The 25610-nt window shown below is 64.8% G+C and carries 27 protein-coding genes; 12 read left to right on the forward strand and 15 right to left on the reverse strand.

What is annotated here, in order from left to right:
- Positions 1 to 19: 19 nt before the first annotated feature.
- Positions 20 to 1183: an acyl-CoA dehydrogenase family protein gene (locus AC1D1Y_RS14905; RefSeq protein ID WP_477683004.1), complete on the forward strand. Its 1164-nt coding sequence runs from the start codon at positions 20 to 22 to the stop codon at positions 1181 to 1183.
- A 31-nt stretch (positions 1184 to 1214) separates the two neighbouring features.
- Here AC1D1Y_RS14905 and AC1D1Y_RS14910 read toward each other — a convergent pair whose 3' ends face one another.
- A complete protein-coding gene (locus tag AC1D1Y_RS14910) occupies positions 1215 to 1619 on the reverse strand; it encodes a GFA family protein (RefSeq protein ID WP_477683005.1) in 405 nt (134 codons plus the stop codon).
- 62 nt (positions 1620 to 1681) lie between these two features.
- Between AC1D1Y_RS14910 and AC1D1Y_RS14915 the strand changes: the two genes are divergently transcribed.
- The gene (locus AC1D1Y_RS14915; RefSeq protein WP_477683006.1) at positions 1682 to 2209 is read left to right on the forward strand and encodes a MarR family winged helix-turn-helix transcriptional regulator; all 528 of its coding nucleotides are present in this window, start codon (positions 1682 to 1684) and stop codon (positions 2207 to 2209) included.
- A 15-nt stretch (positions 2210 to 2224) separates the two neighbouring features.
- Here the strand turns inward: AC1D1Y_RS14915 and AC1D1Y_RS14920 are convergent, their stop codons facing one another.
- From AC1D1Y_RS14920 to xylF, 5 genes are all read right to left on the reverse strand, one after another.
- Positions 2225 to 2395 (reverse strand): hypothetical protein, encoded by a 171-nt coding sequence (locus tag AC1D1Y_RS14920; protein WP_175456022.1) that lies wholly within the window; start codon positions 2393 to 2395, stop codon positions 2225 to 2227.
- A gap of 90 nt (positions 2396 to 2485) precedes the next feature.
- The gene (locus AC1D1Y_RS14925; RefSeq protein ID WP_477683007.1) at positions 2486 to 3682 is read right to left on the reverse strand and encodes an ROK family protein; all 1197 of its coding nucleotides are present in this window, start codon (positions 3680 to 3682) and stop codon (positions 2486 to 2488) included.
- Between the two features lie 15 nt (positions 3683 to 3697).
- Positions 3698 to 4477, reverse strand: coding sequence for an ATP-binding cassette domain-containing protein (locus AC1D1Y_RS14930; protein ID WP_477683008.1), 780 nt, complete (start codon positions 4475 to 4477; stop codon positions 3698 to 3700).
- A 1-nt stretch (position 4478) separates the two neighbouring features.
- On the reverse strand, positions 4479 to 5666 hold the full coding sequence (locus tag AC1D1Y_RS14935; protein WP_477683009.1) for a sugar ABC transporter permease: 1188 nt from the start codon (positions 5664 to 5666) through the stop codon (positions 4479 to 4481).
- A gap of 102 nt (positions 5667 to 5768) precedes the next feature.
- Complete coding sequence (gene xylF / locus AC1D1Y_RS14940) at positions 5769 to 6785, reverse strand: D-xylose ABC transporter substrate-binding protein (RefSeq protein ID WP_477683010.1); 1017 nt, start codon at positions 6783 to 6785, stop codon at positions 5769 to 5771.
- Between the two features lie 488 nt (positions 6786 to 7273).
- On the opposite strand from xylF, the gene AC1D1Y_RS14945 reads away from it, so the two are divergent.
- From AC1D1Y_RS14945 to AC1D1Y_RS14955, 3 genes are all read left to right on the forward strand, one after another.
- Positions 7274 to 8266 (forward strand): tripartite tricarboxylate transporter substrate binding protein, encoded by a 993-nt coding sequence (locus tag AC1D1Y_RS14945; RefSeq protein ID WP_477675365.1) that lies wholly within the window; start codon positions 7274 to 7276, stop codon positions 8264 to 8266.
- An 88-nt stretch (positions 8267 to 8354) separates the two neighbouring features.
- The gene (locus AC1D1Y_RS14950; RefSeq protein ID WP_477683011.1) at positions 8355 to 8828 is read left to right on the forward strand and encodes a tripartite tricarboxylate transporter TctB family protein; all 474 of its coding nucleotides are present in this window, start codon (positions 8355 to 8357) and stop codon (positions 8826 to 8828) included.
- 51 nt (positions 8829 to 8879) lie between these two features.
- Entirely contained in the window at positions 8880 to 10370 is a 1491-nt protein-coding gene (locus tag AC1D1Y_RS14955) for a tripartite tricarboxylate transporter permease (protein ID WP_477683012.1), read from the forward strand.
- An 18-nt stretch (positions 10371 to 10388) separates the two neighbouring features.
- Here the strand turns inward: AC1D1Y_RS14955 and AC1D1Y_RS14960 are convergent, their stop codons facing one another.
- Together AC1D1Y_RS14960 and AC1D1Y_RS14965 are read right to left on the reverse strand one after the other, a co-directional pair.
- Entirely contained in the window at positions 10389 to 11438 is a 1050-nt protein-coding gene (locus AC1D1Y_RS14960) for an Ldh family oxidoreductase (RefSeq protein WP_477683013.1), read from the reverse strand.
- A gap of 122 nt (positions 11439 to 11560) precedes the next feature.
- Positions 11561 to 13516: a PhoX family protein gene (locus AC1D1Y_RS14965; protein ID WP_477683014.1), complete on the reverse strand. Its 1956-nt coding sequence runs from the start codon at positions 13514 to 13516 to the stop codon at positions 11561 to 11563.
- 247 nt (positions 13517 to 13763) lie between these two features.
- Here AC1D1Y_RS14965 and AC1D1Y_RS14970 point away from each other — a divergent pair, with 247 nt between their 5' ends.
- Positions 13764 to 14432 carry a DsbA family oxidoreductase gene (locus AC1D1Y_RS14970; protein ID WP_477683015.1) on the forward strand — a complete coding sequence of 223 codons (669 nt, stop codon included), beginning with the start codon at positions 13764 to 13766 and terminating at the stop codon, positions 14430 to 14432.
- 3 nt (positions 14433 to 14435) lie between these two features.
- Here AC1D1Y_RS14970 and AC1D1Y_RS14975 read toward each other — a convergent pair whose 3' ends face one another.
- Positions 14436 to 14780, reverse strand: coding sequence for a MoaF N-terminal domain-containing protein (locus AC1D1Y_RS14975; RefSeq protein ID WP_477683016.1), 345 nt, complete (start codon positions 14778 to 14780; stop codon positions 14436 to 14438).
- A gap of 243 nt (positions 14781 to 15023) precedes the next feature.
- Between AC1D1Y_RS14975 and AC1D1Y_RS14980 the strand changes: the two genes are divergently transcribed.
- Complete coding sequence (locus AC1D1Y_RS14980; protein WP_477683017.1) at positions 15024 to 15752, forward strand: glutathione S-transferase; 729 nt, start codon at positions 15024 to 15026, stop codon at positions 15750 to 15752.
- A gap of 182 nt (positions 15753 to 15934) precedes the next feature.
- Positions 15935 to 16918 (forward strand): ferritin-like domain-containing protein, encoded by a 984-nt coding sequence (locus AC1D1Y_RS14985; protein ID WP_477683018.1) that lies wholly within the window; start codon positions 15935 to 15937, stop codon positions 16916 to 16918.
- 93 nt (positions 16919 to 17011) lie between these two features.
- Here AC1D1Y_RS14985 and AC1D1Y_RS14990 read toward each other — a convergent pair whose 3' ends face one another.
- The 6 genes from AC1D1Y_RS14990 to ku form a co-directional block, all read right to left on the reverse strand.
- Positions 17012 to 17326 carry a hypothetical protein gene (locus tag AC1D1Y_RS14990; RefSeq protein ID WP_477683019.1) on the reverse strand — a complete coding sequence of 105 codons (315 nt, stop codon included), beginning with the start codon at positions 17324 to 17326 and terminating at the stop codon, positions 17012 to 17014.
- Complete coding sequence (locus AC1D1Y_RS14995) at positions 17323 to 17493, reverse strand: hypothetical protein (RefSeq protein ID WP_477683020.1); 171 nt, start codon at positions 17491 to 17493, stop codon at positions 17323 to 17325. Before AC1D1Y_RS14995 ends, AC1D1Y_RS14990 begins: the two co-directional genes overlap by 4 nt.
- 91 nt (positions 17494 to 17584) lie before the next feature.
- Positions 17585 to 17812 (reverse strand): hypothetical protein, encoded by a 228-nt coding sequence (locus tag AC1D1Y_RS15000; RefSeq protein WP_477683021.1) that lies wholly within the window; start codon positions 17810 to 17812, stop codon positions 17585 to 17587.
- Between the two features lie 92 nt (positions 17813 to 17904).
- A complete protein-coding gene (locus AC1D1Y_RS15005; protein ID WP_477683022.1) occupies positions 17905 to 18195 on the reverse strand; it encodes a hypothetical protein in 291 nt (96 codons plus the stop codon).
- 145 nt (positions 18196 to 18340) lie between these two features.
- On the reverse strand, positions 18341 to 20992 hold the full coding sequence (gene ligD / locus AC1D1Y_RS15010) for a DNA ligase D (RefSeq protein WP_477683023.1): 2652 nt from the start codon (positions 20990 to 20992) through the stop codon (positions 18341 to 18343).
- A gap of 27 nt (positions 20993 to 21019) precedes the next feature.
- Positions 21020 to 21946 carry a non-homologous end joining protein Ku gene (gene ku, locus AC1D1Y_RS15015; protein WP_477683024.1) on the reverse strand — a complete coding sequence of 309 codons (927 nt, stop codon included), beginning with the start codon at positions 21944 to 21946 and terminating at the stop codon, positions 21020 to 21022.
- 181 nt (positions 21947 to 22127) lie between these two features.
- Between ku and AC1D1Y_RS15020 the strand changes: the two genes are divergently transcribed.
- The 4 genes from AC1D1Y_RS15020 (at position 22128) to AC1D1Y_RS15035 (ending at position 25579) form a co-directional block, all read left to right on the forward strand.
- Positions 22128 to 22589: a CHRD domain-containing protein gene (locus AC1D1Y_RS15020; protein ID WP_477683025.1), complete on the forward strand. Its 462-nt coding sequence runs from the start codon at positions 22128 to 22130 to the stop codon at positions 22587 to 22589.
- A 109-nt stretch (positions 22590 to 22698) separates the two neighbouring features.
- On the forward strand, positions 22699 to 24342 hold the full coding sequence (locus AC1D1Y_RS15025; RefSeq protein WP_477683026.1) for an FAD-dependent oxidoreductase: 1644 nt from the start codon (positions 22699 to 22701) through the stop codon (positions 24340 to 24342).
- Between the two features lie 17 nt (positions 24343 to 24359).
- On the forward strand, positions 24360 to 24554 hold the full coding sequence (locus tag AC1D1Y_RS15030; protein ID WP_477683027.1) for a hypothetical protein: 195 nt from the start codon (positions 24360 to 24362) through the stop codon (positions 24552 to 24554).
- 50 nt (positions 24555 to 24604) lie between these two features.
- Positions 24605 to 25579 carry a Bug family tripartite tricarboxylate transporter substrate binding protein gene (locus AC1D1Y_RS15035; RefSeq protein WP_477683028.1) on the forward strand — a complete coding sequence of 325 codons (975 nt, stop codon included), beginning with the start codon at positions 24605 to 24607 and terminating at the stop codon, positions 25577 to 25579.
- The last annotated feature ends 31 nt before the right edge of the window (positions 25580 to 25610 follow it).

Here is a 25610-nt window from a genome sequence, read left to right on the forward strand (position 1 = left end):
CCTTACCCCAGGTGACCCCATGATCGAACGCACCCTCTTCAGCACCGACCACGAAGCCTTTCGCGACGCCTTTCGCCGCTTCATGGACAAGGAAATCGCGCCCTTTCACGAGCAGTGGGAGGAGCAGGGCTATGTGGACCGCAAGGTCTGGAACAAGGCCGGCSARAACGGYTTTYTGTGCATGACCATGCCCGAGGAATATGGCGGTTCGGGTGCGGACAAGCTGTATTCGGTGATCCAGATGGAGGAGCTGGGCCGAGGCGGTTTCTCGGGCATTGGCTACAGCTTGCACAGCGAAATCGTCTCGCCTTACATCCTGCACTACGGCACTGAAGCGCAGAAGCAGAAGTACCTGCCGAAGCTGGCCAGCGGCGAGATGGTGGGCGCCATCGCCATGAGTGAGCCCGCAGCCGGCTCGGACCTGCAGGGCGTGAAGACCACGGCCTTGAAGCAGCCCGACGGCAGCTATCTGCTCAACGGCAGCAAGACCTTTATCACCAACGGCTGGCATGCCGACCTGGTCATCGTGGTGGCCAAGACCAACCCGGCGGCGGGCGCCAAGGGCACCAGCCTGATGCTGGTGGAGCGTGGCATGCCGGGTTTTGAAACCGGCAAGCGGCTCAAGAAGCTGGGCCTCAAGGCCCAGGACACTTCTGAGCTGTTCTTCACCGACGTGAAGGTGCCGGCGGAAAACCTGCTGGGCGGCGAGGCGCATGAGAACCGCGGTTTTATCTGTCTGATGGAGCAACTGCCCTGGGAGCGCCTGCAGATCGCCATCACGGCGGTGGCCTCGGCGCAGGCGGCGATCGACTGGACGCTGGCCTATGTGAAAGAGCGCAAGGTCTTCGGCCAGCCGGTGGCCAGCTACCAGAACACACGCTACACGCTGGCCGAACTGCAGACCGAGGTTCAGGTGGCGCGCGTGTTTGTCGACAAATGCGTGGAGCTCGTGGCGCAGGACAAGCTGGACACCGCGACCGCCAGCATGGCCAAGTACTGGTGCAGCGACCTGCAGTGCAAGGTGATGGACGAATGCGTGCAGCTTTTCGGCGGCTACGGCTACATGTGGGAGTACCCGATCACGCGCGCTTATGCCGACGCGCGCGTGCAGCGCATTTACGGCGGCACCAACGAAATCATGAAAGAGGTGATTTCGCGGGCCATGGGACTGGGCGCGAAGTAGCGCCCGGTTTTAAATGGCCTAAGAGCCGCTCTTACAAGTGCCGCGTCTCCGCAGGGGTGTTCCACCAGGCGTTGTTGCGCCCATCCGAGTAGTTGACGGGTGCGCTGATGAGTTCTTCCGGCTCGGCGTTGTCCAGGGCGGCGATGTTGATGGAGACGTAGTCGCCGCCGATCTGCTCGATATAACCCCGGCCGAAAGGCCGCACGCCGCAGTGCTTGCAAAACAGGTGATGGCCGCTTTTGGTGCCGAACTGGTAGTCGCTCAGTTCGCTCTCGCCGGCCAGCAGGCGGAAGGCGTCCGGCTTGATGATGGTGCCCCAGTTGCGGGTCTTGGTGCAGATGGAGCAGTTGCAGCGGCCGGTGCCCTTGCCGAGGTCGATGTCGGCTTCAAAACGGACGGCGCCGCAGTGGCAGCTTCCGGTGTAGGTTTTCAGCATGGCGGGAGTTCCTTTCAGGCGGGCGGGTGGAAGGGGAGGACTAAATATGACAGAATGTTGTCATGTCTGAAAGTATAGTTAAACGACAGAATGCTGTCAAATCAAGAGTTGCCGGCGAAGCGGTCGAGCGCACGCCGGCCGCCAACACCCTGAGCTGGCTGGTGGTGCAGGTGATGCAGCTCAACGGCCTGCTGATTGCGGCAGGTGACGCGCTGGCCGCGCCTGCCGGGCAGACCTCGTCGCGTTGGCAGGTGCTGGCGGCGGTGGAGGGTGTGCCCTTGTCGGTGGCGCAGATTGCGCGCGCCATGAACCTCACGCGGCAAAGCGTGCAGCGCGTGGCGGATTTGCTGGTGAAAGACGAGCTCTGCGCCTATGAAGACAATCCGGCCCATGCCCGGGCCAAGCTGCTAAAGCTCACGTCCAAGGGCCGCAAGGCCCTGCAAACCATACAGGCAGGCCAGAAGGTATGGGCGAATGCGTTGGCCGTGCAAATGGACGAAGCCCGGTTGCGGGCCGCGAGCGCGGTGCTGGCCCAGTTGCAGCAGGCCTTGAGGATGCAGGAGATGCCGCAGGAAATGTCGAAGGAATAGCGGGCGCGTTCCTGCTTAAGACGGATCTTTGCTGCGCGTGCGGCTCACGGCGCTGAAGATGCCTATGCCCAGGAAGATCAGCGCGCCTATGCCGATGTAGAGGTGCGGCACACCGGCTTCCACGGCGCCCCAGATGACGCCGGCCAGGAAGATCACGAACCCGAGCATGTACAGCGCAAAAGACATTTTCTTCTCCAGAAATGCAGTGCTTTCACTGTGCGCGCCGGGCGCGTGGCGCCTTATCGGGGAAAAGCGCCGATGCGTGTCAGCGCAGGCCTACCGCGCGCAGGCGGGCTCGCCTGAGGTGCGCGGCGCCTGGAGCAGCGCTGGGTCCCGCGCCGGCTGGCCGTTGCCCGCAAGGCGGCCGGTCGGATGCATGGGGCGCAGGTACTGGTGCAGCACCATGGCAGCGGCACCCACCGCTGAGGCCAGCAAGCCATAACGTGCGACGCGCACCGTGGGAGCTGCGACGCCGGCAGCGGTGGCGTAGCTTTGCAGCGTCTCCTGGGCAACCTTCACCATGTCGGGAAAATGGTGGCATGACGAGCCGCCCACCACCAGCACGCTGGGATCGAAGGTGGTCCACAGGTTTTGCAGCAGCACGCCCAGGTAGTGTCCTGAGCGCTGGACGTTCGCCAGCTGGCCCAGGGCGCCTGAACCGATGAAGGTCTCCGCGCAGCCGCGCCGTCCGCAGGAGCAGGCGGGACCGTCGAGTTCCAGAACGCTGTGGCCGATCTCGCCGGCCATGCCCCGCATGCCGGTGAACAAGCGGTCGTTGAGCACGATGCCCGCGCCCACGCCGACATCACAGCTCACAAAAATCAGCGAGTCCTTGCCGTCGTTTTCGGAAAATTCGTATTCGCTCAGCGCGGCGGTGTCGGCTTCGTTTTGCACATGCACCGGTACCGGGGGCAGGCCCGCATGAGTCAATGCCTGGGTGATCTGCGGCAAAAAGTCCACGTTGCGCCAGCCAAGGTTGGGGGCAAAGCGGACCACGCCGGTGGCCTCGTCAAACGCGCCGGGCAGGCCGATGCCGATACCCGAGAGCTGCGCGCCGCGCGACACCAGCTGCTCCTGGGCCGTCACCGTGAGCTGGGCGATCCGGCTGCAGACGTCCTGCGGCCGGGTGCTGCGCAAAGGCTCCTGCGTTGACCACAACACCTGCCCCAGCAGCGACACGCTGGCCACCCGCAAGGTATCGACCGCCACTTCCACGCCAATCAGGCCGCGCGACCGGCAGTCGATTTGCAGGGGAGTGGAGGGCCGCCCGACGCCGTTGGCGGCGGCCATGCTGATTTCACTGAGCCAGCCTTCGTCGATGAGTTCGCGCACCAGCAGGCTGACGGTCGACTTGGTCAGGCCGCTGTAGTTGGCCAGCTGCGCGCGCGAGCGGCCCGGCTGGTTGCGCAGCAGGCGCATCAGCACGCTGCGATTGATGCGCTTGACGAGCTGCTGGTCACCTGTGGTTTTCATGGCCGATGGCATGGTTCAGTCGATGCGGTGGGGCGCCTGCGCGCGCCCTTCCGGCTGCTTGCCGGCGATGATCATGCCGAGGATCTGGTCTTCGTTCAGGTCGGCCGTGCGGTAAGTGCCGACCATGCGGCCGTTTTTCATCACCGAGAGGCGGTCGCTGAGCGAGAAGACATCCTGCATGTCGTGCGTGATCAGGAAAATGCCCACGCCTTCGGCCTTGAGCTGGAGCACCAGCCTGGCCACCATGGCGGACTCCTCCGGGCCCAGGGCGGCACAGGGTTCGTCCATGACCAGGATGCGGGCATTGAAATAGATGGCGCGCGAGATCGCCACCACCTGGCGCTGCCCGCCCGACAGGCGCCGCACCGGGGTATGGATGTTGGTGAAGTTTTTATTCAGGCGGCCGAACACCTTGCGTGCCTGAGCTTCCATGAAGTAGTCGTCCAGGGTATTCCATGCCGTCATTTTTTCGCGGCCCAGGAACAGGTTGGCCACGGCGTCCAGGTTGTCGGCGAGGGCCAGCGTCTGGTAGATGGTTTCGATGCCCTGCTGCTGCGCATCGGCCGGGCTCCGCAGATTCACTTTCTGCCCCATCACATGGATCTCGCCCGAATCGATTGGGAAAGCGCCGGCCAGCATTTTCATCAGCGTTGATTTGCCGGCGCCGTTGTGGCCCAGCACGGCGACAACTTCGCCGGCGTACAGGTTCAGGTTGACGCCGTCCACGGCATGAACGCCGCCAAAGGCCTTGCGGATGTCCTTGAACTGGACCAGGGGTTCGGTGGTGGTTTGCATGTCAGCTTTCCTGCACCCACTTGCGGTAGAGCACGTCGAAGACCACCGCGACGATCAGCACCTGCCCGATGATGATCATGCGTTTTCCGATGGAGACATCCAGCAGCAGCATGCCGCTGTCCAGCGACTGCATGATGAGCGCACCCAGCACCGAGCCGATGATGGTGCCGCTGCCGCCGGCCAGCGCGGTACCGCCGATCACGGCGGCGGCAATGACGAACAGCTCCATGCCGGTGCCCAGCGAATTGGTGCCCGCGTTCAGGCGGGCCACCGACACGATGGCGGCGATGGTGATGAGCACGCCAAGCAGGGCAAACAGCATGAGCGTGACCCGCTTGACCGGTATGCCGACCAGGATCGCGGCATCTGGGTTGCCGCCCATGGCGTAGACATAGCGGCCGAAACGGGTCCGTTGGGAGATGAAGGACATCACCACCGCCACGGCCGCCCAGATCAGCACCGGGATCGGGATGCCCTGGGGCGCGTCCTTGTTGGGGACCAGGTAGCTGTTCATGGCCGCGGCAAATGCGGTCAGCAGGAGCACAGGCGCGGCCACCAGCAATACATCCACCCATACGGGCTGGTTGGGCATCTCGTGGCGTGTGGAGGCGCGGCGGCGCAACAGCATGCGAAGCACCAGCACCAGGCTGACGCATGCGGTCAGGACCCAGGTGGCGGTCACACCGATACCGCCGTCATAGCCACCGCCGAGCAGTAAAAATGTGTCGTCGCTGACGGGCTGGGTCTTGCCGTCGGCCACCAGGAAGGCCGCGCCGCGCAGGGACATCAAGCCCCCCAGCGTGACCACAAAAGACGGAACGCCGAGCATGGCGGTCAGCCACCCCTGGTACACAGACACCACCAGCGCCGCGGCCAGACCTGCGAGTGACGCCGCCGGCCAGGACCAGCCCAGGGTGTATTGAAGATAGGCGATGAGGACGCCGACAAAACCGATCACCGAGCCGACCGACAGGTCGATATGCCGCGCCACGATGATTAGCACCATGACGGTGGACACGATGCCCACCACGGCGGTTTGCTGGGCGATGTTGTAGAGGTTTTCAGGCGACAGGAAAATGCCGCCCGACAGGGCCTGGAATACGCCCGCCAGGACGGCGAGCACGCCCCCCATGAATACCAGCCGCCAGTCGACGGCGGCGTTGTGCAGGAATCGGGCAGGAAGTTGCATGGTCTTGAGGGTGCAGTGCTCCCGGGCAACCTGCGGGGCGGTTGCCTTGCCTGCTTGCGCAGAGCGGGGAGCAGGTGGTTGAAAGCTGTGTTGCCTGCTTGCTTACTTGCAGGCGGCAACGTTGCCGGTGACTCCCTTGCAGAGTTCCTCTTTTTTAATCCAGCCGGCCTTCACCACCACGTCAAGGTTGTCGCGGGTGACAGGCACGGGCTTGAGGAATTGGGCCTGCAGGGCCACTTTTTTCTCGCCACCGTTCCAGGACGTCGCGCCATCGACTTTTTTGCCGGCCCCCAGATTGACAGCCGCACTGGCCGCCTGTTTGCCGAGGTCGCGGGCATCTTTCCATACCGACACGGTCTGGGTGCCCAGGGCCACGCGGTTCAAGGCGGCAAAGTCACCGTCCTGGCCCGACACCGGCACACCCTTGAGGCCTTTGGAACTCAGCGCCGCCACGACACCGCCGGCGGTGCCGTCATTGGAGGCGACCACGGCATCGACCTTGCCGCCGTTCTTGGTCAGGATCTGCTCCATGTTYTTYTGSGCGACTTCGGGCTTCCAGCCTTCGGTGTATTCCTCGCCCACGATCTTGATGTCRCCYTTCTTGACGGCGGCRTCAATGATYTCYTGCTGGCCWYCRCGCAGGAAATTGGCRTTCGGGTCGGTGGGSGAGCCCTTGATCATCACGTAGTTGCCCTTGGGCTTGGCCTGGAACACGGCACGCGCCTGCATGCGGCCGACTTCCTTGTTGTCGAAGGTGATGTAGAACACGCCGGGCGCCTCGATCAGGCGGTCGTAGGCGATGACAGGCACTTTTTGTTTGGTGGCCTTGTTCACGGCGGGCAGGATGGCGTCCTTGTCCATGGCCAGCACGATCAGGACCTTGGCGCCCTTGGCCATCAGCCCGTCAATGTCCGCCAGCTGTTTTTCGGGAGAGCCGGCGGCATCCGCGCTGATGTACTTGGCGCCCAGCTTTTCAAGCTGCGTCTTGATGGCGGTCTCGTCGGTTTTCCAGCGTTCCTCCTGGAAGTTGGACCAGCTGACGCCGACCGTTACCTGCGCAAATGCGCCGGCGGCAGCCAGGCTGAGTGCCATTGCAGTAAGAGATGCTTTTAATTTCATTTGTGTCTCCGATGGTTCTGCCCAGATCAGGCATGTGGTTTTTAAAACTCAACTGAATCCCGGTGATCGTTCCGCTGCAAACGCAGCACTTTGCAATTAGTTTGAACGACGCACTAATTATGTGGAGGCTGAAAAATTCCGCGTCTAGGGAGAAACCCCCGGCATGCGAGGCTGCATGGGCGTTTTGGAAAGTTTCTGTAATGCCAAGGTGCTAAGCGGCTGGTTCTCTTGCAAAAAACCTGCGCTTCAGGGGGCGGCAAGCGGCTCGCCACACCGTGCTTGATGGCCCAGCCGGCCAGTGCGGGCAGGATGGGATGTGAGCATTTGTCAATCGTCATATGTTTACCATGGTTCACCCTAGTGCCCCGGGATGGCAATTGTTCTAGAGTCAGCGGGCTTCGCAAGGCGGCTTGCCTGCCGCGTGAATGACTTCAGTGAGTGACTTCAAAAACACACGGGGGCTCCCCGTGCCATCCAAGGAGACATTGATGCTTGCCCCTTCCCGTCGTTCCTTTGTTGCACGCGCCGCCGGCGCCGCGGCCTGCCTGGCACTGGCTGCCGCCGCGCTTCCGGTTGCCGCGCAGGGTTACCCGAGCCGACCGGTGACGCTGATCGTGCCCTGGGGCGCGGGCGGCGGCACGGATGCCACGGCCCGCATCGTGGGAAGCCTGCTCGAAAAAGAACTCGGCCAGCCGGTCACCGTGGTCAACCGCACCGGCGGCAACGGCGTCGTGGGCCATGCCGCCATCGCCTCGGCCCCGGCGGACGGCTACACCATCGGCATGGCCACGGTCGAGATCAGCATGATGCACTGGCAAGGCCTGACCGAGCTCTCCGGTGCGTCCTACACGCCGCTGGGCCTGGTCAATGCCGACCCGGCCGGCGTGCAGGTGCGGGCCGACGCGCCGTATAAAACCATCAACGACCTGCTGGCCGCCGTCAAGGCCAATCCCGGCAAGTTCAAGGCGTCCGGGACCGGGCAGGGCGGTATCTGGCACCTGGCCATCGCGGGCATGTTGCGCGACCAGAAAATCGATCCGGCCGCGGTGCCCTGGGTGCCCAGCAACGGCGCGGCCCCGGGCCTGCAGGACATGATCGCGGGCGGTGTCGAGATCGCACCGGTGTCGCTGCCCGAAGCGCGCTCGCTGATCGATGCCGGCAAGGTCAAAAGCCTGGTGATCATGAACGACAAGCCCTCGGCGCTGTACCCGAACGTGCCCACTCTCAAGGCCGCGACCGGCAGCGACTGGACCATGGCCGCGTGGCGCGGCATCGTCGCGCCCAAGGGCATACCAGCAGAGGCGCGCGACAAGATCAGTGGCGCCCTCAGGAAGATCGTGGCAAGCAAGGAATACACCGATTTCATGGCGACCCGCGGCTTCGGCGTGATCTACGCGGGCCCCGACGATTTCGCCAAATTCATGGCCAAGTCGGATGCCGAACTCGGCGCGACGATGAAGGCCGTGGGCATCGCCAAGTAAGCCGCCGCCTTGCGGCGCGGCATTTCCAACGCGCGGAAGCCGGAGGGCTTGCCCTTCCCGGTTTCCGGCCCGACCCGAAAGCCTTCGCATGAAAATCAATGACGCCTTCTTCGGGCTGGTCCTGGCCGTCCTCGGAGCGCTGGTCCTGTTCACTGTCAGGTCCTACCCGACCATCCCGGGCCAGCAGGTGGGACCGGCCTTGTTCCCCGGGCTGGTCGCCAGCGGCATTCTTGTCTGCGGCCTGGCCCTGATCGTGCGCGGCTGGCTGGCGCGCAGGGCGGCGCCGTGGGTGCTGCCGGGCGACTGGATGCGGTCCCCGCGCCATGTGGCGGCCTTTGTGCTGCTGGTGGCCTCGGTGCTGTTTTACATCTTCGCGGCGGAAAAGCTGGGCTTTCTGCCTACGGCTACGCTCATCCTCTGGGCCATGTTCTGCGTGCTGCGCGTACCCCTGGGCAAATCGCTGCTGGTCGCCGCGGTCACCACGCTGGCCATTCACTTCATGTTTTACAAGCTGCTGCGCGTGCCGCTTCCCTGGGGCATTCTTGTCAACTACAGCTGGTAGGCCGCGCCCGGGAACTCGCGCACAACAACAACGCTTCAGGAGCTGACCCTTATGTGGACTGCAGTGAGCCAGGCTTTTTTCATGGTGTTCGAACCCTACACCTTGATGGTGATGGTGGTCGCCGCCGTTTACGGTCTTTTCGTCGGCGCAGTTCCGGGCCTGACCGCCACCATGGCCACCGCGCTGCTGGTGCCGGTGACGTTTTTCATGGCACCCGTGCCCGCGGTGGCCGCCATCGTGACCGCCACGGCCATGGCGATTTTTTCGGGCGACATTCCGGGCTGCCTGCTGCGCATACCGGGTACGCCGGCGTCGGCCGCGTACACCGATGAAGCTTTCGCCCTGACGCGCAAGGGCCAGGCTGAAGTTGCATTGGGCGCGGGCCTGGTGTTTTCCGCGGTGGGCGGCCTGTTCGGCACCGTGGTACTGATCGTCGCCGCGCCGGCGCTTGCCGATTTCGCGATCCGCTTCAGCTCCTTCGAATACTTCTGGCTGGTCTTGTTGGGCCTGACCTGCGCGGTGTTCATCACCTCCGACCGCCCGCTCAAGGGGGTGATCTCCCTGTTCCTGGGCCTGATGGTGGCTTGCGTCGGCCTGAACAACCCAGGCGGCTTTCCGCGCTTCACTTTCGGCAACGCCGAGATGATGGGCGGCATCGGCATGATTTCCATGATGATCGGCATGTTCGCCATTTCGGAGATCATCCGCTACGTGGTCGACACCAGCCCCCCGGCCGAACTGGTGGTGGAGCAGGTGGGCAATGTGCTCAAGGGGCAGTGGGCCCTCGCCAAAAAATACCCGGTGCAGATACTGCGCGGCAGTGTGCTGGGCACCGCAGTGGGCGCCTTGCCCGGCGCCGGCGCCGACATCGCCGCCTGGATGTCGTATGCGATGAGCAAGAAATTCTCCAAAGAGCCCGAAAAATTCGGCACCGGCCACGTCGAGGGCATTGTGGAGTCGGGGTCGGCCAACAATAGCGCGCTGGCCGGCGCGTGGATACCGGCGCTGGTGTTCGGCATCCCGGGCGACTCCATCACGGCCATCGTGATCGGCGTGCTTTACATGAAAAACATGAACCCCGGGCCGACGCTCTTCACGACCAACCCGCAAAACATCTACGCGATTTTCCTGATCTTCATCCTGGCCAACATCATCATGATTCCGCTGGGAATCCTGTGCATCAAGGCAGCCAGGAACATCCTCAAGGTGCCGCGCAACATCCTCATGCCCGTCATCCTGCTGTTCTGCATCGTGGGCACTTTCGCCATCAACAACTCGGTGTTTGACGTGGCCGTGATGCTGGTGGCCGGCCTGATCGCCTACCTGCTGGAGGAAAACGACTTCCCGATTTCGCCCGCCATCCTGGGCGTGGTGCTGGGCGGCATGCTGGAGGAGAACTTCATCACCTCCATGATCAAGGCCGACGGCAACTTCATGGCCTTTGTCAGCCGGCCGATCGCGGCCTCGCTGGCGGTGGTCACGCTGCTGGTCTGGACCATGCCGCTGGTGATGGGCCGGCTACGGCGACGCAGGCTGGCCTGAGCCCAGCCGCGCGGCGCTTCAGGTCGTGGCGGCGGGCTCCGTCACACCGAGCTTGACGGCCCAACTGGCCAGCGCGGGCAGTATGGACGGGTAGAGCGCCACGCCGGTTTCCTTTTGCTTCGCGGCCAGCGCGATGCCTTTTTCGCCCGGGGTGCGCACAGCCGTGCCTTCGCGTGCCGGGCGCGAGGTGCGGCAGGCGTCGGCGACGTGGCCGGTCTGCCGCTCAAACGCATCCAGGCCGGCGAAGGCACGCGGGTCCATGATCTGCAGAAACACCGTCGCGCCCCAGCCTTCCTTGTGGTCGGCGCGGCCATGGCCGGCCAGGCCGCCGGTCAGGGCCTCGACCAGCAGCGTGAGGCCGTAGCCCTTGTGGCCGGAGTCCATGCCGCCCAGCGGCAGGATGGTGCCCTTGGGTTCTTCAAACAGCACGGAAGGGTTGTCGCTGGCCGCGCCGTGTCCGTCCATCACCCAGGCGGCGGGCAGGCGCTTGCCTTCCTTGTGCAGCCGGTTGGTCATGCCGTTGGTGGTGGCCGAGGTAGACACGTCCATCAGCACCGGAACGCCGCCCGTGGGAATGCCGGCAGAGACCGGGTTCGGCGTGAACACCGCGTCCAGCCCGCCGAAGGGCGCGACGCTGGCGGTGTTGGGGTCTGAGCAGGTCAGCAGCATCAGCAGGCCTTTGTCCGTGGCGCGTTTCAGGTAGGCGGCCAGGCAGGCGATGTGGTGGCTGCGGCGTATCACCACGGTGCAAGTGCCCTGGATGGCGGCGCGTTCAGCGGCCTGTGCCATGGCCTCTAGCACCAGCCAGGGGCCGGGCAGGCGGCGACCGTCCCAGGTCAGGGCGGCCGGACGGTCGGCCAGTACGGTGGGCGCACCCAGCTTTGCCATGGAGCCTGACTCGAGTTCGCCGAGGTAACCGGGCAGTAGGGCCAGGCCGTGGGTGTTGTGGCCCATCAGGTCGCCTTCGACCAGGATTTCCGCGACGGCTGTGGCCTTGGCCGGCTCAAGCCCGGCGGCGGTGAGCAGGGATTGGGCGTAGTGGATCAGGTCGTCGTAGCGGTAATGCATGGGGTTCCCGTTGGGCTATGGTGCCCAGGCGATGCGCCGCGGGCTTGCAGGGCATTTTAGGGAAGAAGGGCTTTTCAATGCAGTTCGCCCTGAGCCTGCCGAATCTTCGGCAGGCTCCGCTCTTAACCCAGCTTGATGCTGCTGGGGTCGGCCGTGAGGTAGCCGACGGCCGCGCCGAAGCGGTCCTTGTAGTTCGCGCGCACCAGCGGGTCCAGCACGGCCTGCACCTTGCCGTGCAGCGCCGGGATCCAGTCACCGGCGTGCTGGAAGTTGCTCATGATGTAGGTCCAGCCATTCAGGTCGTCCACCACGTGCAGGCCGGTGGCCTCGGCGCCCGAGGGCATGGACATCAGGCGCGACAGCTGTTGGGTGTCGACGTTGTAGGCCCAGATGAAGTTGTTGACGTGGGTGCTGCTGTCTTCACCGATGAACAGGGTGCGCATCTTTTCCGAGAACTTCAGGTTGTCGGGGTTGGAGACCTTGTTGGGGTTGGCCTTGTTGCCCAGCGCATCGCCGGCGATGTCTTCGCCGACCAGCAGGGCCTTGGTGTGCACCGGCATCCATTCGCTGTCGATGGCGTTGCCGCCCAGGTCTTTCTGGCCGCCGTCGAGCTTGTGCATCATCACGCCGCCGGCGATCAGGGCCTTGTCCAGGGCGATGCCGCTGGCCGCATTCCAGCCCTTGCCGGTCTTGACCATGGAGTCCTGCATGTTCTGCAGCGCCGAGTAGGCGACCTTGTCCTTGATGTTGACGGTTGTGCCTTCCATCTTGGAGAAGCCCATGCTGCCGCCCATGAGGTAGGCATAGCGGTGGGTTTCGAGGAAGGCGGCGGCTTTTTCCATGCCGGGCTTGACCTTGATCCAGTTCGCGTTGCCGCCGTAGAACACCTTGGTGAAGCTGGCGTCGGACGGGTCGGCCTTGAGCACCGTCATGATGTCGGCCGGCTTGAGCGTGTCGGCCATCTTTTCGATCTCGGCGCTGCTGGCGTGTCCCAGCTTGATCCAGGAGATCTTCGCGCCTTCGGCGGCCGGGTCGACCGAGAAGCCGCTGCCCAGCTTGCCGACGTACAGCGTGCCGGACGAGAGGTCTTTCTCGCGGTCGGCCACGAAGACGAAGAGGCCGCTGTTGGTGGCGTCGTCGCCCATTAGCACGGTGCGGTTGTCGGGCATGACCTGCACGAGCTCGTGCGAGATGCGGCCCATGTTGTAGTGCTTCTTGACCGTGCCGGTGCCGTCGGGGTGCACGGTGACTTCGGGCAGGTGGCCGTAGTGGTAGGGGTTGGCCTTGGTCTCGTCGCCGTAGACGTTCTTGCTGAACTTCTTGAACTGCGCGCTTTCGGCGGCAAAGGGGGCGTCGGGCTCGTACTCTTCGCTGGACAGGTGGGTGTTCCAGGGCGACAGGCTGGCGCCGCAGGTGATCCACAGGCCGTGCGCCTTGGACATGTCGACGTTGTGGTACTTCACGAGGCTGAGCTTGCCGGTGGCGGGGTCCTGGTCCAGTGTCAGCACGGCGATGGGCGAGGGCAGGTTGCCGTAGGCATCGGCGCCGGCCTGGTCGCGCGTGGTGTATTCAAACTGCACGACGGCGAAGACCGCCTTGCCCTTGACGCCGGGCACGTTGGCATTGGGCAGGCCCAGCAGCGAGGTGCCATCGGGCGAGTCGGAGAACATCTGGCGTTCCTTGCCGGGCACCGAGCGGTCGATGATGGGCTGGTTGTTGATGTCCACGTAGCCGCCGCTCAGGATGGTGCCGCCCTTGCCGTCCGGCACCATGTCGCCGGTGACGAAGAAGGGCTGGTAGGCGAGCTTGTAGCTTTGCGTGCTGTTGTCCTTGAGGCGGACCTGCAGGCTGGAACCCACGGTGGTGGTGGCCATGGCGGCCGTGTCGGCCAGCGAGGGCGCGGCCATGGACGTGAAGCTGGAAGACAGGTAGTTGCCGGCGGCGGCGGGGCCGCTGGTGGCGCAGCCCGACAGCAGGCTGCTGGAGGCCAGGGCGCCCAGCGGCAGCATGGGCGCGGTGGCCAGGAACTTCAGGGCGGTGCGGCGGGACGGGAGGGAGGGGGTGGCCAGGTCGGACATTATTGGTGTTTTCCAGTTTTTCTTCAGGTGGGGATGATCGCGAAGCTGCGGTCATGCTGCGCTGCGGGAATCTTAGGAAGCTTGTGTGACAGTTTCTTGAAACCGGTTGCCACAGAAGGCCCCGGCCAGCGGCGGCGACCGTGGATTAACCACGCATCGGGTACTTGAATATCCCGGGGCGCACCGCAAGCTGGCTTGCTGCAAGCCAAAATCCGGTTAACGCAGAACAACTCCCAAGGCCTGACCCATGACCACCCAACTCAAGATCGATTTTGTGTCCGACGTTTCCTGCCCCTGGTGCGTGATTGGCCTGAAGTCGCTGGACCAGGCACTCGAGCGCGTGCGCGGCGACATCCAGGCCGAACTGCACTTCCAGCCTTTTGAACTCAATCCCAAGATGACGCCCGAGGGCCAGGAGATCACTGAGCACATCACCCAGAAATACGGCATCTCGGCCGAGCAGGCCAATGCCAACCGCGAGAACATACGCGCGCGCGGCGCCCAGGTCGGCTTCAAGTTCAGCATGGCCGATGAGCCCGGCGGCGGGCGCAGCCGGATCTACAACACTTTTGACGCGCACCGGCTGCTGCACTGGGCCGAACTTGAAGGCGCGGACAAGCAAAAGGCACTGAAAGAGTTGTTGTTCCAGCGCTATTTCACCGATGGCCAGAGCCCGGCCTCGCACGAGGTGCTGGTGAAGGCGGCCGCGGAGGCGGGCCTGGATGAGGCCCGCGCACGCGAAGTGCTGGCTTCAGGCGAGTACGCGCGCGAGGTGCGCGAACGCGAACAGTTCTACCTGACCCAGGGCATCCATTCGGTGCCGGCCGTCATCATCAATGACCGCCACCTGATTTCCGGCGGGCAACCCGTCGAGGTGTTTGAGCAGGCGCTGCGGCAAATCGCCGCCGGTGGGTAAGGGCTAACGGCTGGTGCCTACGACCTCGAAGGTGCCCGACTGCTGCACCCAGTCCTTGCCGTTGGAGGCAAAACCGATGGCCTGGCCGGTCTTGAGGTTCAGGGCCACCGTCAGCGTGTAGCCGCTTTCCTTTGAGAGATAGGACACCACATGCACGTCCTCCGACACTTTCACGGCGGCGCTGGCGTTTTCGTGGTGGTCTTTGGCGTCCGGGCCCGCGCCGCGCCAGGTAAGAGAGCCGTCGCCGGCAAAGGTGTGCTCAAAGGTATGGCCCCGCGTCGGGCCGTCCTTGAAGGTCCAGCGCAGGGTTTTGCCGTGCAGGGATGCGGGAAGGGTGGAGGCTGTCATGGGAACTCCAGAAATAGCGCCAGAAATAACGCCAGAAATAACGCCAGAAATAGGCCTTGGGCGCTGTAGCGTGCAGGCCTGGATGGACGCAGTTTCAACGTAGTTCCGCTCCAGGCGGCGGCTTGTCGGAGGAGGGCGAAATCTTCGTAGGACAAGCGGACGCGGCGGCATTTGCCATGGATTCAAACCATGGTTTCACGCAGAATGAAACGACCCTCACAGGACTTGCAGGAGTTGTCATTCATGCCTTACGAACTTCATTACTGGCCCGGCATCCAGGGGCGCGGCGAATTTGCACGGCTCGCGCTGGAGGCCGCCGGCGCCGACTATGTGGACGTGGCGCGCGGCTGCGAGGAAGACGGGCAGGGCATTCCCGCGATGACCTACTTCATGGAAAGCGGCGGCGTGCGGCGTCCGCCCTTCGCGCCGCCTTTCCTGGTCGACGGCAAGACCATCGTCGGCCAGTCGGCCGCCATCCTGCTGTACCTGGGCCCGCGCCTGGGCCTGGTCGGAAAAAGCGAAACAGCCCGCCTCTGGACGCACCAGATCCAGCTCACGATTGCCGACATCGTGGCCGAAGCGCACGACTCGCATCACCCGGTGGGCACGGGGCTCTACTACGAGGACCAGAAGAAGGAGGCGCTCAGGCGCGCGAAGGAGTTCAGGACGGCGCGCATCAAAAAATTCCTGGCCTGGTTTGAAACCGTGCTCGAGCGAAACCCGCGCGGTGATGCGCACCTGGTGGGCGGGCGCCTGAGTTATGCCGATCTTTCGCTGTTCCAGCTGGTGGAGGGGCTGCTGTATGCCTTTCCCAAGGCCGCCCGCCGTGCCCTGAATAATGCGCCGCGTGTGATGGACCTGCATGACGGTGTGGCGAAGCACAGGCGTGTGGCGGCCTACCTCGTGAGCGAGCGGCGCATCCCTTTCAACGAGGACGGCATCTTCCGCCGCTACCCGGAGCTTGATGCCTGAAAGGGTGTGGCTCACGGTCACCAGCGGCGCGCATTTCCGCGCGGCGCTCTCCTACATGCCCGTCTGTGCTTGCCTGACCGTGAGGCCTTGCACCGCGCGCGACCATGGTGGCCAGTGTCCGGCCAGGTGATGAGGTGATGGCCGGATGTCTTTCAAACCCGCGTTCGACAAAGGAGATACACATGGCCAAAGAACACGATCCCAATCTTGACCCGATCAGCAAGGAGCCCGGCTCACACCCGGTGGGCACCGGCATAGGCGCGGCCATGGGCGGCGTTGCCGGAGGCGCGGCCGCCGGTGTGGTGGCCGGCCCCGCCGGCGCTGTTGTCGGCGGCGTGGCCGGTGCGATTGCCGGCGGCATGGGTGGCAAGGAAGCCGCCGAGGCCCTGGACCCCACGGCCGCGGAAGCCTGGTGGCGCGACAGGCACACGCTGGAGCCCTATTACGAAATGGGCCGCCCCTTTGACGACTATGCGCCCGCCTACCGGCTGGGCGTGGAAGGACGGCGCGATTACCCCGGCTCGTTCGAGGAGGCTGAAATGCGCCTGGCGGACCGCTGGGATACCTATAGGGGGCGTTCGACCCTGGACTGGCCGCAGGCCCGTCAGGCCAGCCGCGCGGCCTGGAACCGCGCGCACGAGCAGGTCAGCGCTTATGAAACCGCGGCCTCCCGCAGCGATGCAAGCCTCAGCAACGCCGACACCGTCGGCGTGGCGGACGACGAGGAAATCGTCGACACGCTCAACGACCTGCTGGAATCCTGCCGCGACGGCGAGTACGGTTTCCGCGAATGCGCCGAACACGCGCGTTCGGAGGACATCAAGGTGCTGCTGCACCGCCATTCCGGCGAATGCCGGGCCGCAGGCCTGGAGCTGCAGACCCTGATACGCCAGCTGGGCGGCAAGCCCGATGACGGAGGCTCGATGGCCGGTGCTCTGCATCGCGGATGGGTGTCCGTGCGGGCGACGCTGAGCGCCTACAGCGACCAGGCCATGCTCAATGAATGTGAGCGCGGCGAAGACGCCGCCGTGGCGCGCTACCGCAAGGCCTTGAAGCAAAACCTGCCCTCGTCGATCAGGGCGGTGGTGGAGCGCCAGGCCCGGGGCGCGCAGCGCAACCATGACCAGGTCAAAGCACTGCGCGATGCCTTGAAGGCATCAACATAAGGCCGCGGTCTCAGGAGAAATTTTTCGTTTCTTGCCGGCACTCGAGGTTCGGCAAACCAGGGGCGGCGCAGGCTGCCCCTTTTTTTGCAGCGCTTAGTTTTTGAGGCGGCTTGCGCAATCCACCTGCGCATCCAGTTGCATGCCGCTGCGTGAATAGTCGACGTCGGTGACCTTGCAGCCAGAGCGTTGCTCGATGGCCGCCAGCAGGGCGGTGCGTACCGAGGGCGTGGTGGAGATGGGGCTTGCTGCCGGCGACGAGGTGGCCGTCCAGGTGCCGGCGGTCAACGGACTGAGCAGGTAGGCCCGGCCTTCAACGGTGACACGTTGCGCGAGAGGATCGTTCGAGGTGGCGCAGCCGGCCAGCAACAGCATGAAAACTGGGATGAAAGCGCACCGGAAGGTCTTCATGCGTGCGCGTTGCGATGTGCTGCTGTGAGTTGTGCCGGCAGGCGAAGCTCGGCCGAGTCGGCCGCTTTGGGCTCGGGTACTTTGGGAGGAGCTTTGGGGGACTTGGGATCGGGGCAAGCCGACAAAAGCAGCAAGCCGGCCAGTGTGAAGGGCAAGAGGGGCTTCATGGTGTCTCCAGGCGCATGCGGGTGCGCTGCCTGAATGATAGGACGCGGGCAGGCGCAAGGCCAGTGCCCGCGGGCAAGTCGCGGCGGTGACCTACAGGCGGCGGCGCGGGTGCGCGCCTGCCACGCCCATGCGCTGCAGGGCTTCGCTGAGGCTGCGCGCAGGGCGCTGGCTGCCGGGTTGCGCGGCGGCGCATTGCTGCTGGGCGGAAGAGGGCCGGGATGCGGTCGGGGCGGGCCGGTGCTTCGCGAGTTCCGCCGCGAGCCGGCGGCCTTCCGTCTGCAGATAAAGCGTCAGGTCCATTTCATCGGGCTGGTTCATGGGTGCCTCGCAAGCCCTTTTGTGTGGGCGCAAAAAAAGCGGAGGCACATGGCCTCCACTTGTCTTTTGGGGAAATGCGGTCCACAGCGCGATCAGTTGTTGCTGCGGCCCGACTGCCGGCTGCCGGAGTCCTGGGGCTCCATGTTCTCGTCGCGCTCGGACTGGTTGCGCGACTGCTTTTGCTGGTTGCCCTGGGCGCTGCCGTGCTGGCCTTGCTGCCCCTGGCGCTGGTTGCCCTGGCCCTGGTTCAATTGCGCATCGCTGGACTGGTTGACGTTCTGGCGGTCCTGCTGGCCGGGCTGCTTGCGCTGGCCTTGTTGCTGTTGCTGTTTGTCCTGGGCTTGGGGATTGTTGCGTTGCTGGTCATTCTGGTTCGAAGGCATACGGGTCTCCTTGAGTGAATGGATGAATGAATGCGAAATGGGAGGTTTTGGAACCCCCACAACTCCAATTTAAAGGCTGCTTGCGTTCGGCCATGTCGGGCCGCGGGCCCTGGCGCTGTAGGAGGCGGATGACAGGTCCCCTGCATCACGCGCGCCGCGTCGGCGGCTTGAAGCCAAGCTGTTTCATCGCGGCGCTCAGGCTGTTGCGTGAGGCCTCGTAAGCGTCCCAGGGCCGGTTGCCGACGCCCAGCCGGGCGCCCAGGGTCTGCGCCGTCCAGTGCGCGCCGCCGGTCAGCGAATCCAGTTCGTCCCAGGCAACGGGCACCGAGACGCCCAGCCCGGGCCGGGCGCGCAGCGACCAGGCCGACACGGTGGTCGCGCCGAAACCGTTGCGCAGGTAGTCCGGGAAAATCTTGCCTACACGGTTTTTAGGGCCACTCTTGGCGACAAAGCGCTCGGGAATCACCGTGGCCAGATGCTTGACCAGCGCATACGAAAAATCCTTGACGGTGTCGAAGTCATACTGCCGCTTGAGCGGCACCACCACGTGCAGGCCCTTGCCGCCGCTGGTCTTGAGGAAGCTGGACAGCTTCAGCTCATCGAGGAAGGCCCGCACCAACTGTGCGGCCTCTTGCATCTGCGGCCAGGCCACGCCTTCGCCGGGGTCCAGGTCAAAGGTCATGCGGTCGGGTTTGTGGATGGCGCGCGTCGTGGCGTTCCAGGTGTGGAACTCCAGCACATTGACCTGGGTGGCGGCCAGCAGGGCGGCGGTGGTGGGGATTTCCAGCAGCGGCTCGTGCTCGGGGTCGAGCGCGGGGTCCAGCAGTTTGATGCCCGGGACAGAACCGGCCTCGGCGTGCTTCTGGAAGAACAGCTCGCCGCCTATGCCCGAGGGGGCGCGCACCAGCGAGGTCGGGCGCGCCTTGAGGTGCGGCAATATCAGCGCCGCGACCTGCGCATAGTGCTCGACCACGTTCTGTTTGGTGAAGCCGGTGCTGCTGTCGACCACGCGGTCGGCATGCGTGACGCGCAGGGATTTCAGCGTGGCCGGGGCGGCTTTGGCGGGTGTTTTTGCCGCGGCTTTCAGGCTGCCCTTGGCACTGGGTTTTTCGCTGGCGGGTTTTTTCGCGGGGTTCACGGCGGCGCCTTTCTTGCCGCGCTGCAGGGCGGCGGGTTTTTCACGAACGATGTGGGTGGCGGGCTTGTCGCTGCGCAGGCCCTGGAACACCGAATGGCGGATGTGGCCGCCGTGGGTCCATTCGCCGAAGGCGACTTCGGCCAGCAGCTGCGGTTTGACCCACTGGCCCTTGACGCCGGCGGGCAGCTTTGCGAAGGGGCTGCGTTCCGTGTGGATTTTCTGCAGCCGCGCCTTGAGGTCCTTGAGCACCTTGTCATTGAAACCGGTGCCGACGTTGCCGGCATACTTCAGCGCGCCGTCTTCGTCATGCACGCCCAGCATCAGCGCGCCCAGGCCGGCACGCGAGCCCTTGGGCTCGGTGTAGCCGCCGATCACGAACTCCTGGCGCAACTGGGTCTTGAGCTTGATCCAGTCCGGTGAGCGGCGCGAGACATAGGCCGAATCCATGCGCTTGCCGATCACACCTTCGAGCCCGACTTGCCGCGCCGACTCCAGCAGGTCTTGCGGTGCTTCCTCAAACGTGTCGCTAAAGCGTATGGTCTCCTGCGGATGGCGGGTGACCAGCGCGCACAGTAGCTCCCGGCGCTGGGCCAGCGGCAACTGGCGCAGGTCCAGTCCGTCGAACCAGGGCAGGTCGAACACGTAGTAGAGGATGCGAGCCGTGCTGGCGTGGTCGAAAGCGTTTTGCAGCGCGCCGAAGTCGGGCACGCCGTGCTCGTTCATCACCACGATTTCGCCGTCGACCCAGCCCGAAGGAATTTCCAGCGCGGCCACGGCCTGGGCCAGCTTGGGCAGCTTGTGCGTCCAGTCATTGCCGTTGCGCGTCATGAGGCGGACCGAATCACCGTCTATGCGGGCCAGCAGGCGGTAGCCGTCGTACTTGATCTCATAGGCCCAGCCCTGCGGGTCGGCAGGCGGGCGCGCGACCAGCGTGGCGAGTTGCGGCGAGAGTATCTCGGGTAGCTTGGCCTTGACGGCGCCTTCGGGAATGCCGGCGGTGCTTTGCTTTGCGGTCTTTTTGGTCGATGCCGTGGAGGCTTTTTTTGCCGCGGCCTTGCGCGGCGCTTTGCCGGGTTTTCCTTTGGCGTCACGGGGCAGCGGCTGGCCTGAAAGCACGCTGTTGGGCAGGGCCTCGCGCACGTCGTATTCTTTTTCGGGGCGCGCGTATTCGTCGTGTTCCTTGATCAGCAGCCAGGGTTCCTTGCTGTCGTCGCCGCGGCCGTGCATGCGCACCAGGGTCCAGCCGCCTTTGAGTTTTTCACCGTGCAGCTCGAATTTCAATTTACCTTGGCGCAGGCTTTTGGCGGGGTCGCCGTGCGGTGCCCACAGGCCGCGGTCCCAGACGATCACGTCACCGGCACCGTATTGTCTGGCTGGGATGCTGCCTTCAAAACCCCCGTAAGAGATCGGATGGTCTTCCACGCGCATGCCCATGCGCTTGACGGCCGGGTCCAGGCTGGGGCCTTTGGGCACCGCCCAGCTTTTGAGCGCGCCCTGCAGCTCCAGGCGGAAGTCGTAATGCAGGTTGCGGGCGTCGTGTTTCTGGATCACGAAGCTCAGGGCCTTGTCCGAACGCGTGCCGCCCTCCGCGGGTTCGGGCGTGCGCGTGAAGTCGCGTTTGGCGCGGTAGTGTTTCAGCGAATCGCGTGTGGTGCCCATGTCGTCGGCCTGCGCGGCAGTGGCCGGCTAGGCGGCGCGCCGCCTGGCGGGGGCATGCGCGCCGCTTTTGGCCGCGGACTTTTTGCGTGCCGGCGTTTTGGCAGAGACCTTTGTTTTGGCGGCCGGTTTGGATTTGGGCGCCTCGCCGCCGCCTTTGCGCAGGCTGCGCTGCAGCAGCTCGGTCAGGTCGATGATCTTGGCGCCGGAACGGGTTTCGGCTTCGTCGGACTCCTCCGGCTGCACCACGTTTTCCAGTTTGCCTTCCTTGGCCTTGCGCTTGACCAGCGCCATGATGTCGTCCTTGAAGGAATCGGTGAACTGTTCGGGGTCCCATTTGCCGGTCATGTCGTCCACCAGCTGTTTGGCCATGGCCAGTTCCTTGTCGGAAAGGCCGGCAGCCTTGGCGCCCACGGGCGGCAGGTTCAGCTCTTCGATCGAGCGGATGTCGGCGCCCCAGCGCAACAGGTTCAGCACCAGCACCGGGCCCGCGGGCACCAGCACGGCCAGGTGCTGCTTGGTCTGGATGATGACGCGGGCAACGCCGACGCGCTGCGTCTTCAGCAGGGTGTCGCGCAGCAACGCATAGACCTTCTGGCCCTTGTTGATGGGCGCAACATAGTAGGGCCGCTCGAGGTAGACAAAGGGAATCTCGGTGTTGGGCACAAAACTTTCGATCTCGATGGTCTGGGTGGTCTTGGGATAGGCCGCGGCGATTTCGTCTTCCGACAGCACCACGTACTGGCCGTCCTCGTATTCGACGCCCTTGACGATGTTTTCCTTGGTGATTTCGCGGCCGGTGCGCTTGTTGATGCGCTTGTAGCCCACCGGGTCCATGCTGCGCTTGTCCAGCCAGTCGAAGTTGACGCCGCTTTCGGAGGTGGCCGAATGCAGCGCGACGGGGATGTGGACCAGGCCGAAGCTGATGGCGCCTTTCCATAGAACGCGGGATGCCATGGGTGTCTTTCTTGCGGATGTGGCTATCCCAACAGTCTCCGGCTCGCGCGCATGCGGTTGTGTCGGCGCGCGGTGGGGTAGGGGCGTCGTCCGGAACCGACTGTTCGCATGGGGTTTGTCCTACGGGTCCGGGCGCGGTGCGACACGCACAATCGGCTGCAACTTTTCAAGGAGCTGACCCATGCTTTCACGCCGTACCGCCACCCGAATGTCCCTGGCCGCCCTGGCTGTGGCCGCTGCCGCCATCACCGGCTGCGGTGTGATGAACAAGCAATCCAGCCTGGTCGCTTTCACCACGCAGCTTCGCGGCGCGAATGAAGTGCCCGCCAATGCCAGCCCCGGCAGCGGCTCGGTCGATGCCGTGTTCGACCCCAGCACCAACCTGCTTCGCTGGAAGGTCAACTACACCCGTCTCACCGGGCCTGCAACGGCAGGGCACTTTCACGGCCCCGCCGCCATTGGCGCCAACGCCGGCGTGGCCTTGGGATGGGCCGGCCCTCCAAGCAGCCCCAWGGACGGCAGCGCAACGCTGACAGCCGCCCAAGCCGCCGACCTGATGGCAGGCCGGTGGTATGCCAATATTCATACGGCGGCCTATCCCGCGGGTGAAGTGCGCGGCCAGATGACGGTGGTGCGCAACTAAATTCGGGTTTCCCGGCCTCTGCGGAGGTTGTCGAATAAATGGTTGCGGACGCAACCGGATGGGTTTATAGTTGCGAGCGCAACCATAAATCAACCGGGACAAGCGCATCGTGACAACGCCTCTTTCTTCGGGTTCCCCAAGCTGGCCGCACCGCGTGCCGGTGCTGATCGCCGGCGGCGGCCCGGTGGGCATGACGCTGGCGGCTTTGCTGGCGCGCCACGGCATTGCCAGCCTGGTGGTGGAGGCCGATGCCGGTTATTGCGCCGGCAGCCGGGCCATCTGCATGTCGCGCCGCTCGCAGGAAATTTTCGGCTGGGTCGGCGCAGACAAGGCGCTGGTGGACAAAGGTCTGTCGTGGGTGGGTGGGCGCAGCTACTTTCGCGATCGCGAAGTGCTGCATTTCCAGATGCCCAGCGAACCCGCGCAGCGCTTCGCGCCCATGGTCAATATCCAGCAGTTCTATGCCGAGGAGTTCGCGCACAAGGCGGCGCTGGCCCAGGGCGGCCTGGTTGACGTGCGCTGGTCCAGCAGGGTGACGGCCGTGCGGCCCGAGGCCGGCGGCGCGCAGGTGGATATCGAGGCGCCTGACGGCACGCATACCGTGCAGGCTGACTGGGTGGTGGCCTGTGATGGCGGCCGCAGCACGGTGCGCGAACAGCTGGGCCTGCAGCTTGAAGGCACACAGTACGAGGGCCGTTACGTGATCGTCGACGTGGTGCAGAAAACCCGCCGCGCGGTCGAACGCCTGGCCTGGTTCGACCCACCGTCCAACCCCGGCTCCACCATCCTGATGCACCGCCAGCCCGACGACGTCTGGCGCATCGACTACCAGATCCGCGACGACGAGGACCCGCTCGAGGCGGTCAAACCCGAGAATGTGCTGCCGCGCGTGCAAAGCCATTTGTCCATGATCGGCGAGGACCAGCCTTGGGAGCCGCTGTGGATTTCGATCTACAACGCCAAATGCCTGACCTTGCCCAGCTACCGCCACGGCCGTGTGCTGTTCGCCGGCGACGCGGCCCACCTGGTGCCCATCTTCGGCGTGCGTGGGCTCAACTCGGGCCTGGACGATGCGGGCAACCTGGCCTGGAAACTGGCACTGGTGCAACAAGGCCGCGCCGCGGATTCGTTGCTCGACAGTTATTCCAGCGAGCGCGTACAGGCCGCTCGCGAGAACATCCGCTACGGCGCCAAAAGCACCGAATTCATGGCGCCGCCCAACCACGGCTTCAAGCTGTTGCGCGAAGCCGCGCTGCGCCTGGCGACCGAGGACGCCGCCGTGGCCTCGCTGCTGAACCCGCGCCAATCCACTCCAGTCGAATATGTGGGCTCGCCGCTGAACCTGGCCGCGCAGGAAAGCGCTTTCGGCGCCGGTGCGCGCGCCGGCATGCCCGCACCTGAGGCCAGGCTGCGTGGTGCGGACGGCGACCTTCATCTCACATCGTGTTTCGGTGGCGGTTTTGTGCTGCTGTATTTCAGCGAGAAGGGCGTACTGCCAAAAGGCATCGCCGCCTTGGCGGCCTCCGGCCAGGACGGCCCCGCTTCCGTCAAGGTGATCGCTATTGGCAAGCAGGGCGAGCCCGCCAATGACGTCCTGCTCGATGAGCTCGGCCAGGCTCGCGAGCGCTACGGCGCTGGTGAGGGCTCGGCCTTCCTGGTGCGGCCCGACGGCTACCTCATGGGCCGCTGGAAGGCGGCTTCAGCGGCGGAAATTGCATCCGCGTTGAAGCCTTTCCAGCAGCGGCCAGCTTGATGATTGAGGAGACAGCCATGAACCCAACACTGCCCCAAACCGGCGACCTTGACCAGGCCTATACAGCGCTCGCGGAGGCCACGGCCCGCGTCGGCGAGGCGAGGGCGCCGCTGCTGCTGGCCACGCTGGCGCTCGCGTTGCTGAGCCGCCAGCCCGACGCCGGCGAGGTCCTGGCGTTGATCGCCCAGGCCGAGCGCCTGGCGGCCACCTGATTTCCGATACACCTTCCCGATCACCCATAACCATTTCACGGAGACAAAACATGCACCGCCTTCCCGCTTCCCTTCGCCGCCTGCTTGCCGTACTGGCGCTGGCCTCTACCGCCGCTTCCGCGCAGACCTGGCCGGCACGCCCCATCGAGTGGGTGGTGCCTTACCCGGCGGGCGGCGGCTCCGACGTGGTGGCGCGCGCGCTGACGGAAGCCATGGGCCAGGCCCTGGGCCAGCCGCTCATCGTCAACAACAAGCCGGGTGCGGCGACCAATATCGGCGCCGACTACGTCGCCCACGCCAAACCCGACGGCTACACCGTGCTGACCGGCGACACCGCCACGCTGGCGGCCAACCCGGCGCTCTACACCAAGCTCAGCTACAGCGCTGAAAAAGACCTGGCGCCCATAGGCCTGCTGGCGCGTTTCCCGATGATCCTGGTCGTCAACCCCACCGTGCCGGCCAAAAACCTGGCCGAGTTCACGGCCTGGGCCAAGACCCAGAAGGGCGGCGTCAGCTACGCCACGCCGGGCGCCGGCAGCCCGCACCATCTGGCCACGGAACTGTTCCGCGGCAAGACCGGCCTCAACCTGGTGCATGTGCCGTACCGCGGCGCCGCACCGGCGGTGCAGGACGTGGCGGGCGGGCAAGTGCCTTTCATGTTTGTCGACACTGCCAGCGGCATGGGCTTTATCAATGCCGGGCGCCTGCGCGCCATTGCCATCGCGAGCCCGCAGCGCGTGAAGAACTTCGAGACCATCCCCACGCTGGACGAACAGGGCCTCAAGGGTTTTGAAGCCTATGCCTGGCAGGGCCTGGCTGCGCCGGCCGGCACCCCTGACAGCGTGATTGCGAAGCTGAACAAGACGCTGGTGGACGCCCTGAACTCCACGCCTGTCAAGGCGCGCTTCCAGGTGCTGGGCCTGGAACCCACGCCCAGCACGCCGGCGCAGATGGCGAGCTATGCCAAGGCCGAACGCGAAAAATGGGCGCAGGTCATACGCGCCAGCGGCATCAAACTGGACTGAGTGCGCTGAAAATGGAGTCCCTGCCACCAAG

It is taken from the genome of Polaromonas sp. P1_G1 (genome assembly GCF_056405595.1).